Source organism: Streptomyces sp. NPDC047525, assembly GCF_040643025.1.
In the GTDB taxonomy this organism is placed as follows: Bacteria; Actinomycetota; Actinomycetes; order Streptomycetales; family Streptomycetaceae; genus Streptomyces; species Streptomyces durmitorensis.
Genome location: NZ_JBEYTL010000022.1, coordinates 130,680 through 146,083 on the forward strand (window position 1 = coordinate 130,680; position 15,404 = coordinate 146,083).

The 15,404-nt window shown below is 70.5% G+C and carries 12 protein-coding genes; 5 read left to right on the forward strand and 7 right to left on the reverse strand.

The window, feature by feature from the left end:
- Positions 1-96 precede the first annotated feature (96 nt).
- Together ABZ833_RS40280 and ABZ833_RS40285 are read right to left on the reverse strand one after the other, a co-directional pair.
- On the reverse strand, positions 97-1,977 hold the full coding sequence (locus ABZ833_RS40280; protein WP_361058004.1) for a beta-galactosidase: 1,881 nt from the start codon (positions 1,975-1,977) through the stop codon (positions 97-99).
- A 17-nt stretch (positions 1,978-1,994) separates the two neighbouring features.
- On the reverse strand, positions 1,995-2,723 hold the full coding sequence (locus ABZ833_RS40285) for a FadR/GntR family transcriptional regulator (protein WP_361058038.1): 729 nt from the start codon (positions 2,721-2,723) through the stop codon (positions 1,995-1,997).
- 208 nt (positions 2,724-2,931) lie between these two features.
- Between ABZ833_RS40285 and ABZ833_RS40290 the strand changes: the two genes are divergently transcribed.
- Genes ABZ833_RS40290 through ABZ833_RS40310 form a run of 5 tightly spaced genes read left to right on the forward strand, consistent with a single transcriptional unit; the run spans position 2,932 to position 9,523 of the window.
- Entirely contained in the window at positions 2,932-4,569 is a 1,638-nt protein-coding gene (locus ABZ833_RS40290) for an ABC transporter substrate-binding protein (protein ID WP_361058040.1), read from the forward strand.
- 34 nt (positions 4,570-4,603) lie between these two features.
- Positions 4,604-5,563, forward strand: a complete 960-nt coding sequence (locus ABZ833_RS40295) for an ABC transporter permease (protein ID WP_361058006.1) — start codon at positions 4,604-4,606, stop codon at positions 5,561-5,563.
- Positions 5,563-7,554, forward strand: a complete 1,992-nt coding sequence (locus ABZ833_RS40300; protein WP_361058008.1) for a dipeptide/oligopeptide/nickel ABC transporter permease/ATP-binding protein — start codon at positions 5,563-5,565, stop codon at positions 7,552-7,554. The genes ABZ833_RS40295 and ABZ833_RS40300 overlap by 1 nt, the downstream gene beginning before the upstream one ends.
- Positions 7,551-8,591: an ABC transporter ATP-binding protein gene (locus ABZ833_RS40305; RefSeq protein ID WP_361058010.1), complete on the forward strand. Its 1,041-nt coding sequence runs from the start codon at positions 7,551-7,553 to the stop codon at positions 8,589-8,591. The genes ABZ833_RS40300 and ABZ833_RS40305 overlap by 4 nt, the downstream gene beginning before the upstream one ends.
- Entirely contained in the window at positions 8,588-9,523 is a 936-nt protein-coding gene (locus ABZ833_RS40310; RefSeq protein ID WP_361058012.1) for a dihydrodipicolinate synthase family protein, read from the forward strand. Before ABZ833_RS40305 ends, ABZ833_RS40310 begins: the two co-directional genes overlap by 4 nt.
- A gap of 186 nt (positions 9,524-9,709) precedes the next feature.
- Here the strand turns inward: ABZ833_RS40310 and ABZ833_RS40315 are convergent, their stop codons facing one another.
- The 5 genes from ABZ833_RS40315 to ABZ833_RS40335 form a co-directional block, all read right to left on the reverse strand.
- Positions 9,710-10,390, reverse strand: a complete 681-nt coding sequence (locus ABZ833_RS40315; protein ID WP_361058014.1) for a response regulator transcription factor — start codon at positions 10,388-10,390, stop codon at positions 9,710-9,712.
- Entirely contained in the window at positions 10,387-11,577 is a 1,191-nt protein-coding gene (locus ABZ833_RS40320) for a histidine kinase (RefSeq protein ID WP_361058042.1), read from the reverse strand. The genes ABZ833_RS40315 and ABZ833_RS40320 overlap by 4 nt, the downstream gene beginning before the upstream one ends.
- Before the next feature lie 119 nt (positions 11,578-11,696).
- Positions 11,697-13,784, reverse strand: coding sequence for an MMPL family transporter (locus tag ABZ833_RS40325; RefSeq protein WP_361058016.1), 2,088 nt, complete (start codon positions 13,782-13,784; stop codon positions 11,697-11,699).
- A gap of 198 nt (positions 13,785-13,982) precedes the next feature.
- On the reverse strand, positions 13,983-14,678 hold the full coding sequence (locus tag ABZ833_RS40330; protein ID WP_249593032.1) for a TerB family tellurite resistance protein: 696 nt from the start codon (positions 14,676-14,678) through the stop codon (positions 13,983-13,985).
- 235 nt (positions 14,679-14,913) lie between these two features.
- Positions 14,914-15,404: alpha-isopropylmalate synthase regulatory domain-containing protein (locus tag ABZ833_RS40335; RefSeq protein WP_361058018.1), on the reverse strand; the 491-nt coding region annotated here is incomplete at its 5' end.

Consider the following 15,404-nt stretch of genomic DNA (forward strand, 5'->3'; position numbering starts at 1 on the left):
ATCGCCGCGTCGCACCAGGCGAGGTTTAGCATTCACTAAACACGCGAGGAGTGTGTCGGCAGTACCGATCCCGACCCCCTCACCCGGACGGGGAACTCAGCCGCTGATCACCGCAACGGAGTTGTCCCGCGCGTCCATCCGCACATGCAGCCTCTCCCCCGCCCCCGTGACCCGCGTCCGCGCCTGCACCCCCTCCGGCAGGTCCGGGAGAACCGGCTCCACCCCGCACTCCGCCCGCACCCGGTCGAGGAGTTCCCGCATCTCCTTGGGGGCGGGTCGCGTGCCCAGGTACCAGGCGACTCCCTCGCCGTACGCGTGGCGCGTCACCGCCGGGCCGCCGCCGGCGGGGAACGTGATCACCGCCTCCGCGCCCTCCAAGTGGATCTCCTCCGACCAGGTGCCGTCCGGGCGCGGGTCGAACTCCTCCACGCGGAGGCCGAGCAGCTCGCGGAAGGGGGCCGGGTAGCCGCCGAGGTGGACGCGGTCGTGTTCGTCCGTGATTCCGGAGAAGTAGGACATGACCAGGGTGCCGCCGCCGCGCACGTACGCGCAGATTCGTTCCGCGGTCTCCTTCGACACCGAGTAGAGGTTGGGGATCAGGAGCAGGCGGTACGCGGTCAAGTCCCCGTCCACCGGGACCACGTCGCAGGCCACCGACGCCTCGTACAGCGGCTTGTGGTGGGCCAGGGCCGCCTCTAGGAGCGTCACGTCCTTGCTCGGGTGCGCGTCCAGTTCCAGGGCCCACCAGCTCGGCCAGTCCAGGAGCAGCGCCGCGTCCGCCCGCTCGGGGCGTGAGCCCAGCAGGGCGGGGTGCGCGGCCAGTTCCGCGCCCAGCTCCCGCACCTCCCGGAAGATCCGCGTCTCCCGGCCCCCGTGCGGCACCATCGCCGAGTGGAACTTCTCCGCTCCCCCGCGCGACTGCCGCCACTGGAAGAACAGCACCGAGTCCGCCCCGTGCGCCACCGCCTGCCAGCTGTCCAGGCGCATCCGGCCCGGCGGCTTCCTGCCGTTGCGCTCACGCCAGTTCACCGCCCCCGGCGCCTGCTCCAGGAGCAGCCACGGCTCGCCGCCCTTCAGGCCGCGCATGACGTCGTACGAGAACGCCGTTCGGTGGAGCGAGTCCGGATCGTGCGGGTCCGGGTACGAGTCGTACGACACCACGTCCAGGTGCGGGGCCCACGCGAACAGGTCAAGCGTCTTCGCCACCGGGACGAAGTTCGTCGTCACCGGTACGTCCGGTGTGATGCGGGTCAGGACCTCCTTCTCCGCCAGGTAGCACGCGAGGAGCTCGTCCGAGGCGAAGCGCCAGTAGTCGAGCTGCTGGGACGGGTTGCGGAACGAGGGGGCCTTGCGCGGGGTGTGGATCTCCTCGAACGTGCCGTACCTCTGCGACCAGAAGTCCGTCGACCACGCGTCGTTCAGCACCGCCACCGTCCCGTAGCGCTCGCGCAGCCAGATGCGGAACGCCGCCGTCGACACCTCGCAGTGGCAGTGGCGTGAGATGTGGCAGCCGTATTCGTTGCCGACGTGCCAGAGCGCGAGGGCGGGGTGCGTGCCGTAGCGCGCGGCCAGGCGTTCCGTCAGGCGCACGGCGTATCGGCGGTACACCGGGCTCGACGGGCACCAGTGCTGGCGGGAGCCGGGGTGCAGGCGGACACCGTCCTCCGTCACGGGGAGAGTCTCCGGGTGCAGGCGCGTCAGCCACGGCGGCGGGGAGGCCGTCATCGTGGCGAGGCTGACCGCGACGCCCGCCTCGGCCAGGCGGTCCATGTGACCGTCCAGCCAGGTGAAGTCGTACGCACCCGGGGCGGGCTCCGTCCTCGCCCAGGAGAAGATCCCGAGCGTCACGAGGTTCACGCCCGCCTCGCGCATCAACTCGGCGTCCTCGGCGTGGACTTCCGGGCCCCACTGCTCGGGGTTGTAGTCGCCGCCATAGCCCGGCGACGTGACCCGGTCATAGAAGTGACTCAGTCCCATCCCGCGCCCGCCCTCTCTCATCCCACCCCCCTCGACTCCTGGCCCGACCGCGCCTCGATCCCCCTGAAGTGATCCGCCATCGCCCGCTGAGCCCCCTCCACGTCCCGCGCCCGCAGCGCCGTCACGATGTCCCGGTGCCTGCGCACCGTCACGTCGGGCGCCGGGTCGCGGGCCCACCCGCGCACTCCCGCCACCCGGTTGAAGACGTTCCAGAACGCGCCGAGCAGCTGCGGCACCAGCTCGTTGCCCAGGGAGCGGTAGAGCGTCTCGTGGAACTCGCGGTCCAGCTCCGGGAAGGCCCCGCCCGCGTCCGCCGCCTCCTCCATCTTCCGGACAAGGGCCTCCAGTTGGCTCAGCTCCTCGTCCGTGAGCAGCACCGCGACGCGACGCACCAGGCCTTCCTCAAGGACCTCGCGAACCTGGAGAATCTCCCCCAACGCGTGTGTGTCGTCGGCCAGTTGCACCAACGTACGGAACGTGAGGCCGTCGGCCAGCGGGGTCAGCGACGCCTGGCCCACATACGTCCCGTAGCCGTGTCTGATCTCCACGATGTCCAGGGCCTGGAGCGCCTTGAGCGCCTCGCGCACCGAGTTCCTGCTGACCCCCAGCTCTTCCATCAGCTCGGCCTCGGTGGGCAGCAGCGCGCCCGGCCGAAGCCTTCTGTCGAGGATCAACTGCATGACTGAGCGCTGGACTTGGCTGCCCACACGCCGTTCCCGGACTGGCTCCTGAGGCATGCGGCACATCGTAGGCACGGATGACATCCCACGTCCCACCTCCGGACCAACATCGTTCAGGACGGCCCGGATTCGGATCCGTGCGCGATCTCTTGACCGGCCTTCGCGGCGCTCTTATGGTCGCCACGCCACCACGACGTAGGACGTGGGATCTCTCAAGGGAGACACAGTGAGCGACCAGAAGACCCGCACCGGCTCCACCGGGCCCCTCGGGCCGATCGGCTCCACCGGACACACCGGACCCGCACCGGACCGCCGGTCCTTCCTCAAGTACACCGGTGCGCTGGGCGCGGCCGCCGCCATCACCACCACGCTCTCCGCCTGCTCGTCGGGACCCGAGTCCACGAACGACGCCTCAGGGGGCGGCGGGACGGGCGGCGACTCCACCCTCACCGCCGTCATCGGCTATGGGAACGACGGCAGTTGGGACCCGACGCAGACCGCGTCCGCGTTCGCGATGGCCGGCAACGAACACATCTACGAGGGGCTGCTCAACACCGACCCCATCACCCGCGAGCCGTATGCCGCGCTCGCCACGGAGATCCCCACCGACGACAAGGCCACCACGTGGAAGTTCACGTTGCGGCCCGGCGCCAAGTGGCACGACGGGAAGCCCGTCACCGCCGACGACGTGGTCTTCGTCTTCGACCGCATCCTGGACCCGAAGACGCAGACCCTGGCCAAGGGCTTCTTCGAGAGCTGGCTGAAGGAGGTCAAGAAGGTCGACGCGACCTCCGTCGAGCTCGTCCTGAAGTTCCCGTTCCCGGACGGCCTCGCCCGCCTCTCCCTCGCCAAGATCATGCCTAAGCACGTCTTCTCCAGGCCGGGCGCCTGGGACGACGCGACCAAGGGCAAGGCGGTGGGCTCGGGACCGTACAAGCAGGCCTCGCACGCCCCGAAGTCCAACACCACCTTCGAGGCCTTCGACGACTACAACGGCCCGCGCAAGGCCGCCTTCAAGAAGATGAACTGGCTGACCATCGTGGACGCGGCGCCCCGCGTCGCGAAGATCTCCGGCGGCAGCGCGGACTCGGAGATCTCGGACAACATCCCGTACGCCAACATCGAGCAGCTCAAGAAAGGCGGGCTCACCGTCGAGGGCGGGGCGGGGATGAACAACCTGTTCCTGATGTTCAACACCGCGCACAAGCCCTTCGACGACGTACGCGTGCGCCAGGCCCTGCACTACGCCATCGACACCGAGAAGATGATCGAGGTCGCGCTCAAGGGCCACGGCAAGGCGTCGACCTCGTTCCTCAACGAGTCCAACCCCGCCTACCGGCCCGCGAAGACGGTCTACGCGTACGACCCGAAGAAGGCGAAGGCGCTCCTGAAGGAGGCCGGGGTCAAGGATCTGTCGATCAACCTCATGGCCGTGAACGTGAGTTGGATCGTCGACTGTCTGCCGACCATCAAGGCCTCGTGGGACGCGATCGGCGTCAAGACGACGCTCGACCCGCAGGAGACCACGGCCGTCTTCACCAAGATGGACCAGAAGAAGGACTACCAGATCGTCGCGGCCGCATCGAACCCCAACCAGTTCGGCATCGACCCCGACCTGATCATGCATTACAACTACGGCCCCGAGAACCTGTGGATGGGCTACGCCCGCTGGGCGGACAACTCCACCGCCAAGAAGCTCTTCAAGGACATGGACCAGGCGACGCGCGAGCCGGACGCCACCAAGAAGAAGGCCATGGTCCAGGACTACATCGACATCGTCGCCGAAGAGGCGGTGATCTACCCGGTCGTCCACAACGAGCTGATGACCGCCTGGGACCCGAAGAAGCTCACCGGCATCAAGGCCCAGCCCTATCCCGGCATCAATCTCCTCCAGGCCAAGTGGGCCAAGTAGCCCTTTCAGTACCGTCGTTGGGAGTCACACAGACGTGACCGCGATCGTCAGAATCCTGGCCCGCCGCCTCGCCCTTCTCATCCCGCTGCTGCTCGGCATCGTCCTGTTCGTCTTCCTCGTGATGCGGTTCTCGGACATCGATCCGGCGTCGGCCTTCTACCAGGGCGCCAACCCGACCGAGGAGCAGCTCCAGCAGTTCCGCGAGGACAACGGCCTGCTCGATCCGCTGCCGGTGCGCTACTTCGCCTTCGTGGGCGATCTGGTCCAGGGCGACATGGGCATCAGCGTGCTCACCCGCTCACCGGTGGTGGACCAGGTCACCACCGCGCTTCCGCTGACCATGCAGCTGACCTTCATGGGGCTCGGCATCGCGGTCGTCATCTCAACTCTGCTCGGCGTGACCGCCGCGATCTACCGCGACCGGCTCCCCGACCAGCTCATCCGCGTCCTGTCGCTGACCGGCGTGGCGGCGCCCGGCTTCTGGCTGGCGCTGCTCATGATCCAGTACCTGGCGGTGGAGGCGGGCTGGTTCCCGACCGGCGGATACGTCAACCCCGCCGACTCCTTCACCGGCTGGCTCAAGTCCATGACGCTCCCGGCCCTCGCGCTCTCCCTGCCGGTGGCCGCCGGGCTCACCCGCATCATCCGCACGGCGGTGGTCGAGGAGCTCGACAAGGACTACGTACGGACGGCGATCGGCAGCGGCCTGCCGCCGGTCGTGGTCGTCGGCCGCAACGTCCTGCGCAACGCCCTCATCAACCCGCTGACCGTGCTCGGCCTGCGCGTCGGCTATCTGCTGGGCGGCGCGGTCGTCATCGAGACGATCTTCTCGCTGCCCGGCATGGGGAAGCTGATGATCGACGCCGTGAAGAACGGCGACCCGGCCGTCGTGCAGGGGGTCGTCATCACGACGGCCGTCGGGTTCGTGGTCGTGAACCTGGTCCTCGACATCCTCCATCTGCTGGTCAATCCGCGCCTGAGGGGGACTGCTTGATGATCACGTCGCGCAAGGCTCTGACCGAGCGGCTCTCACGCCCCGGGATCCGTCTGCGGTCCCTGCGCCGCCTCCCCGTGCTCTCCCGGATCGCGGTGGGCGTCGTCGGCGTGGTCGTCCTCGTGGCGCTCTTCGCACCGCTGATCGCCCCGCACGACCCGCTCGACCAGCAGCCGCAGGTCGACGGCACGGGCCACCCTTCGGCCGACCACTGGATGGGGCAGGACAGCCTCGGCAGGGACATCCTCAGCAGGCTGATGTACGGGGCGCGCTGGTCGCTCGCGATCGGGCTCGGGGCGACGCTGCTCGCCCTGATCGTCGGCGCGGTGCTCGGCGCGATCGCGGCGACCTCGCGCAAGGCGGTCGACGAGACCCTGATGCGGTGCCTGGACGTCGTCATGGCGTTCCCCGGGATCGCGCTCGCGGCCGTGCTCGTGGCGGTCTTCGGAGGCGGCATCCTCGTCCTGATCTGCGCGATCGCCTTCCTGTTCACCCCACCCATCGCACGGGTCGTACGCGCGAACGTGATGGATCAGTACGGCGAGGACTATGTCGTCGCCGAACGCATCGTCGGCGCCCGCACCCCGCACATCCTCGTCAAGCACGTGGCCATCAACTGCGCCGCGCCCATCCTGGTGTTCTGCACGGTGCAGGTCGCCGAGGCCATCGTCTTCGAGGCCTCGCTGTCCTTCATCGGCGCGGGCGTGCGGCCCCCGGACCCGTCCTGGGGCAGCGTCATCGCCGACGGCAAGAACATGGTGCTGCTCGGCGGCTGGTGGGCAACGGTCTTCCCCGGCCTCCTGATGCTGATCACGGTCCTTGCCCTGAACATCCTCTCCGAGGGCGTCTCGGACGCGTGGGCGGCGCCCGCGACGCGCGACGTGCCGGGCGCGGCCCGCAAGGAGGACCGCCTCGAAGCCCCCGAGCCGGGCAGCGGCAAGGTCCTTGAGCTGCCGGGCCTGACGGAGGCGGCCCAGCGCCTGCGCTCGCGCGCACGCCCCCTGCCGGACGGGGATCCCGTCCTGACCGTCTCCGACCTCGCGATCGGCTTCGACGCGCGCCACGGCGGCGTGGACATCGTCGACGGCATCAGCTTCCACGTACGGCCGGGTGAAGTGCTCGGCCTGGTGGGCGAGTCGGGCTGCGGCAAGTCACTCACGGCGCTGACCGTGATGGGCCTTGAGCCGAAGGGCGCTCGGGTCAGCGGCCACGTCACCTTCAACGGCGAGCAGTTGCTCGGCATGCCGATGCGCTCCCGCAGGCGGCTGCTCGGCCACGACATGGCGATGATCTACCAGGACGCGCTGTCGTCCCTGAACCCCGCGATGACGGTCCGCTCCCAGCTCAAACAGGTCGTACGAAGAGGTGGGCGCCGCACGGCGGTCGAGCTACTCGAACTGGTCGGCCTCGACCCGGACCGCACCCTGCGCAGCTATCCGCACGAACTCTCCGGCGGCCAGCGCCAGCGCGTCCTGATCGCGATGGCGCTCTCCCGCGACCCGAAGCTGATCGTCGCGGACGAACCGACGACGGCCCTGGACGTGACGGTGCAGGCCCAGGTGATCCAGCTCCTTCTGCGCCTGCGCGAGGAGCTGGGCTTCGCGCTGATCCTCGTCTCGCACGACCTGGCCCTCGTCGCGGACGTCACCGACCGGGTGGTGGTGATGTACGGCGGCCAGATCGTCGAGACGGGCGTGACGGCGGACCTCGTCGAGGCACCGTCGCACCACTACACGCGCGGCCTGCTCGGCTCGGTGCTCTCGCTCGAATCGGCGGCGGAACGCCTGACCCAGATCAAGGGCGTCGTCCCCTCGCCCGCGGACTTCCCCGCGGGCTGCCGGTTCGCGGACCGGTGCCCCCTGGCGAGCGAGGTGTGCCGCACGACGGCGCCCCAACTCACGGGCGGGGCACGGCATTCCATCGCCTGCCACCACCCGGCGGGCCAGCCGCCACAGGTGCCGCAGCCCAGGGGAAACGAGGCCCTCAAGTGACCGCCGAAGACCTGATCACTCTCTCCGACGCGCATGTCGTGCACCGCGCGCGCTCGGGCGGACTGTTCTCGCGCGATCGCGTGTACGCCCTGACCGGCGCCGACCTGACCATCGCGCCCGGCGAGACGGTGGGCGTCGTGGGCGAGTCGGGGTGCGGCAAGTCGACGCTCGCGAAGGTCCTCGTGGGGGTGCAGCCGCCCACGGCGGGCACGGTGTCGTTCCGCGGCCGGGACCTGTGGACGATGAAACCCGCCGAGCGACGGGCCGCGATCGGCAGGAACACCGCCATGATCTTCCAGGACCCGTCGACCGCCCTGAACCGCAGGCTGACGGTGAGACAGATCCTCAGGGACCCCCTGGACGTACACAGGATGGGGACGGCCACCCAACGCGACGCCCGCGTCCGTGAGTTGATGTCCCTGGTCGGCCTCCCCAAGGTCCTGGCGGACGGTCTTCCCGGACAGCTCTCCGGCGGGCAGCGGCAGCGCGTGGCGATCGCCCGCGCGCTGGCGCTCGAACCGGAGCTTGTGGTGGCGGACGAGCCGACGAGCGCCCTGGACGTCTCCGTGCGCGCCCAGATCCTCAACCTCCTCCTGGACCTGAAGGAGCGCCTCGGCCTGGCCCTGGTCTTCGTGTCGCACGACATCCAGACGGTCCGGCGGATGAGCGACCGGGTCATCACGATGTACCTGGGCAGGATCGTGGAGGAGTCGCCGGCGGAGGAGATCCTGGACCGAGCACGCCACCCGTACACACGGGCCCTGTTCTCGGCCACACCCGGCCTCCTTGACCCCATCGACCCGATCCCGCTCGTCGGCCCGGTGCCGTCGGCCACGCGCCCGCCGAGCGGATGCCCGTTCCGTACGCGGTGCTGGAAGGCGGACGACGCCTGCGCCTCCACCATGCCGGACTTCGCGTCGACGGAGGGCTCCGGGCACCGCTACCGCTGCCACCACCCCGTGCGGGACGGCCAGTCCACGCACGAGCTAGTGATCCAGTCCGCCGCCACGGACGCGAGCCCCAGGGAGACTCCATGACCATGCCCACCCCGCTGACCGGTGTCGTTCCGCCCGTCTGCACGCCCCTGACACCGGACCACGAGGTGGACACGTCGTCGTTGACGAGACTGGTCGACCATCTGGTCGAGGGGGGCGTGGACGGCCTCTTCGTCCTCGGCTCGTCGTCGGAGGCGGCGTATCTGACGGATGCGCGGCGGAGGGTCGTGATCGACACGGTGGCGGGTCATGTAGGGGGCCAACTCCCGGTCCTGGCAGGCGCGATCGACATGGCAACACCCAGGGTCCTGGACCACGTCCGTTCGGTGACGGAGGCGGGGGCGGACGGGGTGGTGGTGACGGCCCCCTTCTACACGCGCACGCATCCGGCGGAGGTGGCACGCCACTTCCGCCTGGTGGCGGGCAGGTCGCCGGTGCCGGTCTTCGCGTACGACCTCCCGGTGGCGGTCCACTCCAAGCTGGACGCGGAGCTGGTCCTGGAGCTGGCCTCGGAGGGGGTGCTTGCCGGGTTGAAGGACTCCAGCGGGCAGGAAGGGAACTTCCGGGAGGTGGTGCTCGGGGCGCGGGGGCGGGCGGACGTCTCCGGTTTCAGTGTCCTGACGGGTTCGGAGACGACGGTGGACGCGGCCCTTGCGATGGGGGCGGACGGGGTGGTGCCGGGGCTCGGGAACGTGGACCCGGAGGGGTATGCGCGGCTCTACCGCTACTGCCGGGAGGGGGACTGGGTGCGGGCGCGGGTGGAGCAGGAGCGGTTGTGCGGTCTCTTCGGGATGGTGCGGGTGGGGGATGCGGGGCGGATGGGGGGCAGCTCGTCGGCGCTGGGCGCCTTTAAGGCGGCGCTGTATTTGCGGGGGGTGATTTCCTGTCCGGTGACTGCGGAGCCGCAGGTTCCGCTCTCCTCCGGAGAGGTTGAGCGGGTGGGGAAGTTTCTGGCGGGGGCTGGGTTGTTGTGAGGGCGGTCCCTGCGGGGCTTTCCCCAATCCCGCCCCTTCCCGAAACTGGGGCTCCGCCCCAGACCCCGCTCCTCAAACGCCGGAGGGGCTGAATGATTGAGGCCATCATTTCGGGGGCCCAGGGGGCGGAGCCCCATGGTTTCGGGAAGGGGCCGCGGGATTGGGGAGTGCCCCGCAGGGTCCGCCCTACGCCGACCCCTCCACCCCCGGCCGCACCAACCCCGACTCATACGCCACAATCACCAACTGCGCCCGATCCCGAACCCCCAACTTCCCCATGATCCGGCTGACATGAGTCTTCGCGGTCAAGGGACTCAACCCCAACGTCTCAGCAATCTCCGCATTGTTGAGGCCCCGCGCCACCAGCGAAAGCACCTGCCGCTCCCGCTCCGAAAGCCCCTCGGGACCTCCCGACGACCCCGCGGCCGCGGGCGCCGGCGCCCGCAGAACCCTGGCGATCAACCGAGAAGTCGGGCCCGGCGAAAGCAGGGACTCCCCCGCCGCCACCGTACGGATCGCCTCCAGCAACTCCCCCGGCTTCGTGTCCTTGACCAAGAACCCCGACGCCCCGGCCCGCAACGCCTCCACGACATGCTCATCCGTGTCGTACGTCGTCAGCATCAACACCTTCACCCCGGCCAGATCCTCGTCCTCCGCGAGCAGCCGCGTCGCCTCGATCCCGTCCAGATCCGGCATCCGAATGTCCATCACGATCAGGTCCGCCCGCTCCGACCTGGCCAGGTCCACCGCCGCACGCCCCGTCCCCGCCTGCCCCACCACCTCCATGTCCGGCGCGGACTCGACCAGCATCGCGAACGCCGCCCGTACCAGCGTCTGATCATCGGCGAGCAGCACACGAATCGTCATCCAAGCCCTCCCAGGCCAACAGGAACCAGCGGCAGCACGGCCGACACCCCGAATCCCCCGCCATCGCGAGGCCCCGCCTCCAACGTGCCGCCCACGCTCCGGGCCCGCTCCCGCATCCCCACCAGGCCGAAGCCAGGAGTGTGCGAGGGGTCGTCGGCGACCCGGCCGTCCCCGTCGTCCGTGACCGTCACCCGCAGCGCCGCGTCCGCCGTGCGGATCTCCACCCGGATGGTGAGCCCTGTACCGCCGTGCCGCACCGCGTTGGTCAGCGCCTCCTGCACGATCCGGTAGGCCGCCGCCCCCACGGCGGGCGGCGCCTCTGCCTCCGCCACCGCGAGATCGACCTCGGCCCCCGACGTCCGCGCCGCCTGCGCCAGATCCGCGAGGCCGTCAAGACCCGGCAGCGGGCCCCGAGACTCCTCGGCGGTCCCGGCCCTCAACACCTCCAGCGTGGCCCGGAGTTCCCCCCGCGCCGAACGGCAGGTGTCCGCGATGTCGTCGAGTGCCTTCGCCACCGCCGCCCGGTCGAGCCGCTCCGGGTCGGCGGCGAGGACGTGCGCCGCCACGGACGTCTGGACGCCGACCAGAGTGATGCTGTGCGCGAGCAGGTCGTGCAGGTCGCGGGCGACCCGCAGCCTCTCCTCGGCAACCCGCCGCCGCGCCTCCTCCTCGCGCGTACGCTCCGCCCGCTCGGCACGCTCCAGTACGGAGGTGACGTACTGGCGGTGGATGCGCACGTACACGCCGAGCAGCAGTACCGAGACGATCCAGCCGGAGATCCTGAGCACCTCGCCCACCTGGTGCGGTTCCACGCTCGCGTTGACGGTCAGCGTGATGCCCACGACGAGGAGGCCGGTGATCAGGGCGCGGCGCGGGCGCCCGGAGGCGGCCACCGTGTAGAGCGCGACCATGCCGACCGGGACGGCGGCCATGTGGGTGTAGTCGATGGCGTGGTACGGAGCGATGAAGGCGATCACCCCGAGCAGGGCAAGGAGCGGGCGGCCGCGTCGCCACGCCAGCGGCACGTGCGCGCACAGGAGCAGGGCCCACCCGAGGAGATCGGGACGCACCCCGTCCTCGACGAACACGGCGAGCGCGGCGGACAGCACCGCGAGCGCCGCCGCGAACAGCGCGTCGGTGCGCAGCGCACGCCGACTGCCGGGCACGGACCCCGTGAAGGCGAGCACACCACGCGGCGTCGGCGCCCTCCCCTGAACCTGCGCTATGTCTATGTCCCCCACAGCTGCATCCTCCCGTACGAGGGCGCCCCTCCGGCAGGGAAGGGGCGCCCCGATGCGGTCAACGGTCAAGGGGCGGGGACGCGTTGAGGCTCGGACTCCAGGGCCGGGCCGTCGGACCGCGGGGGACGCGAGAGGCTCCCCGGCCACCACACCTTCCGGCCGAGCGCCACGCTCGCGCTCGTCACCAGGTACGTCCGCACCAGGAACGTGTCGAGCAGCACCCCGACCGCGATCACGAAGCCCAGCTCGACCAGCTGCACCAGCGGCATGTTGGTGAGCACCGCGAACGTCGCCGCGAGCACGAGGCCCGCCGACGCGATGACGCCGCCCGTCGTCCGCAGCGCGGTCAGCGCGGCGGCCCCCGGCTCGGCACCGGCGAGGGACTCCTCCCGCATGCGGTGCATCAGGAAGATGCCGTAGTCGACGCCCAGGGCGACGAGGAACACGAAGGAGAGCAGCCCCAGCCCCGGGTCCGTGCCCTCGAAGCCGAAGAGCGGCTCGAAGACCAGGCCCGCGATGCCGAGCGAGGCCCCCCACACCGCGACCACCGCGGCGAGCAGGAGCAGCGGCGCGACGAGGGACCGCAGCAGGGCCACCAGGATCAGCAGCACCGCCGCGAGGACCAGCGGCACGATGATCAGGCGGTCACGGTCGTTCGTGTCCTTCAGGTCCAGCTGCTGGGCGCTGGAGCCACCCACGTACGAGCCGTCGAGGTCGGCCCGCAGCGCCTTGATCATCGCCGTCTCGCCCGCCGACTCGGGCGCGGACGTCGCGATCACGGAGATCTCCGTCCAGCCCTTCGCCGTACGGCCCTTCTCCGCGCTGTCCACGCCCTTCGTGCCCTTGATGTCGGCGAGGGCGGCGGTGGCGCGGTCCTCGGGGGTCATCACGGTGATGGGCTGGGCGCCGCGTTCGGGGTAGGCCTTGGCGAGGGTCTCCATCGCGGTGACGGAGTCGGGCGTCTTGGTGAAGGAGTCCTCCTGCTTCAGCGCGCCCGGCAGGTTCAGCGCCCCCAGGGCGAGCGCGCCGAGCAGCACGGCGCCGCCCGCGAGCACGGTGAGGGGCCTGCGCCCCGCCGAGCTGCCCATCATGGAGAAGAGACTGCGCCGCTGCTTGGGCTCGCTGCCGAAGGCCGGTACGAGCGGCCAGAACACGCGTCGCCCGAGCAGGACGAGGAGCGCGGGCAGCAGCGTCAGCATCGCGAGGAGCGCGCACAGCACGCCGACCGCGCCCAGCGGGCCCATGCCCCTGCTGCTGTTGAGGTCGGCGGCGAGCAGGCAGAAGAGCCCGGCCGCGACCGTCCCCGACGAGGCGAGCACGGCAGGGCCGCATCCCTTCAGCGCGGCGATCATCGCGTCGTAGGGGCGCTCGATCCTGCGCAGTTCCTCGCGGTAGCGGGCGACGATGAGCAGCGCGTAGTCCGTTCCCGCGCCGAACACGAGGATCGTCATCACGCCGCTGCTCTGGCCGGTGACGGACGTCCCGAAGCCCTCGTGCAGTCCGTAGGCGACGCCCATCGCCAGGTAGTCCGCGACGCCCGCGACGGCGAGCGGCACGAGCCACAGGAACGGGCTGCGGTAGATGAGGATCAGGAGCAGCGCGACCACGCCGGCGGTGGTGTAGAGCAGGGGCCCGCCGAGGGAGTCGTAAACCTTGCCCGCATCGGTGTCGAGCGCCCCCGAGCCGCCCACGTCGACGCTCAACCCGCCCTCGCTGTGGGCGACTTCGCGTACGTCGTCGACGAGCGCGTCCCTGAGCTTCTCGTCCTGACCGGGCTCGGTGGTCGCCACGGGGTACATCAGCGTGGTGCCGTCATCGGCCGGTACGCCGCGCGGGGCGGCCGTCAGCTTGTGGGCCTGGCCGATCTCGGCGACCTGTTCGGCGGCAGCCTCGCGGTCGGCGGCGGTCAGGCCGCCGTCACGGTGGTAGACGAGCACCAACTCGGTGGCCTCGCCGCCGGGCAACTGTTCCTGGATCTTGGCCACTTCGGTGGAGTCGGCGCTGGCGGGGAGGTAGTCGACGACACGGTCCTGCTGGGCGTCCTCCAACTTCGACGCGAAGGGCCCGGCGAACGCCATGACGGCTATCCACAGCCCGAGGAACACCCAGGGCACGGCTCGTCGCCGTCGTGCGGTGGTCTGTTCGGCCCGCATGACGGGCCTCCTTCCGGCAGGTTGGCAGGTTCAGTGCCAACCCTTCCGGAGGGGGCCACGCGATCCGTCGGGCGCGAGGGCGAGTTGGGGTGTACGGCGCAGGGAGGCGGAGGGGCGGCACTACTCCCGCGGGAGTACGGGCCCGGCCCGCCAGGACTCCGGCGGAGATCAGAAGTGCGTCGGCGAAACCGGCGGAGATCAGAAGTGCGTCGTCCGCGCGGCCACCATCAGCCGTGTCACCTCGTCCGCACCGATGGTCAGCGCGCCGCCCGCCGTGGCGAGCACCTCGCGCTCGGCGGGGGTGTACGGGCCGTCGGCGAGTGCGATGCGCGCGCCCTGGATCAGGAGCGCCTCACGCCCGGCAGGGGCGAGGTGCGGGGCCAACGGGCCGAGCGCCTCGTGGAGTTCTATGGCCAGACCGGGCCCGCAGTCGGGCACGGTCGCGCGGCCGGTGTCGGCGGCGAGCGCCTCGACGAGCGCGACGAGCTGTTCCTCGCAGCAGTCGTCGTACCCCGCGCCGCGCAGTGCGCCGACGGCCGCGTCGAGCGTCGTGCGCGACGAGGTGCCGCCCGCGGCGAGGATCGCGAGGACGACGGTGTGCACGGCGTCGCGCACCATGGCCGACAGGCGTGTGGTCGTGGGGTGGTCGAGGACGTCCGTGCCGAAGTGGTCGCCGCAGGCGGCGCACTCGACGACGGGGCCCGCGGTGCCGCGCGGCAGGACGGGGACGCCGAGCAGGACGAAGCGGCGACGGCCGGTGCGGCGCTGGTAGTTGCGGTCACCGCCGCAGCCCGGGCAGAAGAACTCGCCGTCACCGACGGTGGTCCAGGCCGTATGCACGCCGATCACGCGCCTGCGCAGGACCCGCCCGCGTGAAACGGGCGTGGCGAAGATGCGGGATTCCCGGCCGATTCGTCCCCGATCTGGCAGCACCGCGCACCTCCGTAACGCCCCGGCAACATTGCCGCGTTGGGCGTGATGTTAGCCACATTGTTGATGTGGCGTCAGCACCCTGTACGAGAGATGGCCGGTAGACGACCTGGACACGGCCCCACGCAAAAGCGCCGAACGGGCCCATTCGAGCCCGTCCGGCGCTTGCGCGGTGCGTTGAGGAAGCGTGCGGCGCTGGTCAGCGAGCCGCGCGGTTCACCGCGGAAACGGCGGCCTTCAGGGAGGCGCGTGTCGTATTCGCGTCGATGCCGATGCCCCACAGGACCTTGTCGCCGATCGCGCACTCGATGTACGACGCGGCCTGCGCGGAGGCTCCCTCGCTCATCGTGTGCTCCTGGTAGTCCAGGAGGCGTACGTCGATGCCGATGCCCTGCAGCGCGTGGAAGAAGGCCGAGATCGGGCCGTTGCCGGTGCCGGTCAGGACCGTGTCCTCGCCGTCGACGGTCGCCTCGACGGTCAGCGTGTCCGTGCCGTCCTTGTCCGTGGTGGTCTGGCCGTTCTTGACCTGGATGCGGCCCCACGGGTTGGCGGGGTTGGGCAGGTACTCGTCCTGGAAGATGCCCCAGATCGCGTCCGGCGTGACCTCGCCGCCCTCGCTGTCGGTCTTCGTCTGGATGATCTTCGAGAACTCGACCTGCATGCGGCGCGGCAGGTCCAGCTTGTGGTCGT

Excerpts from the sequence above, each read along its gene's own strand:
- ABZ833_RS40325 (WP_361058016.1), bottom strand. The coding sequence starts at position 13,784 with ATGCGGGCCGAACAGACCACCGCACGACGGCGACGAGCCGTGCCCTGG.
- ABZ833_RS40300 (WP_361058008.1), top strand. The coding sequence starts at position 5,563 with ATGATCACGTCGCGCAAGGCTCTGACCGAGCGGCTCTCACGCCCCGGG.
- ABZ833_RS40315 (WP_361058014.1), bottom strand. The coding sequence starts at position 10,390 with ATGACGATTCGTGTGCTGCTCGCCGATGATCAGACGCTGGTACGGGCG.
- ABZ833_RS40310 (WP_361058012.1), top strand. The coding sequence starts at position 8,588 with ATGACCATGCCCACCCCGCTGACCGGTGTCGTTCCGCCCGTCTGCACG.
- ABZ833_RS40285 (WP_361058038.1), bottom strand. The coding sequence starts at position 2,723 with ATGTGCCGCATGCCTCAGGAGCCAGTCCGGGAACGGCGTGTGGGCAGC.
- ABZ833_RS40280 (WP_361058004.1), bottom strand. The coding sequence starts at position 1,977 with ATGGGACTGAGTCACTTCTATGACCGGGTCACGTCGCCGGGCTATGGC.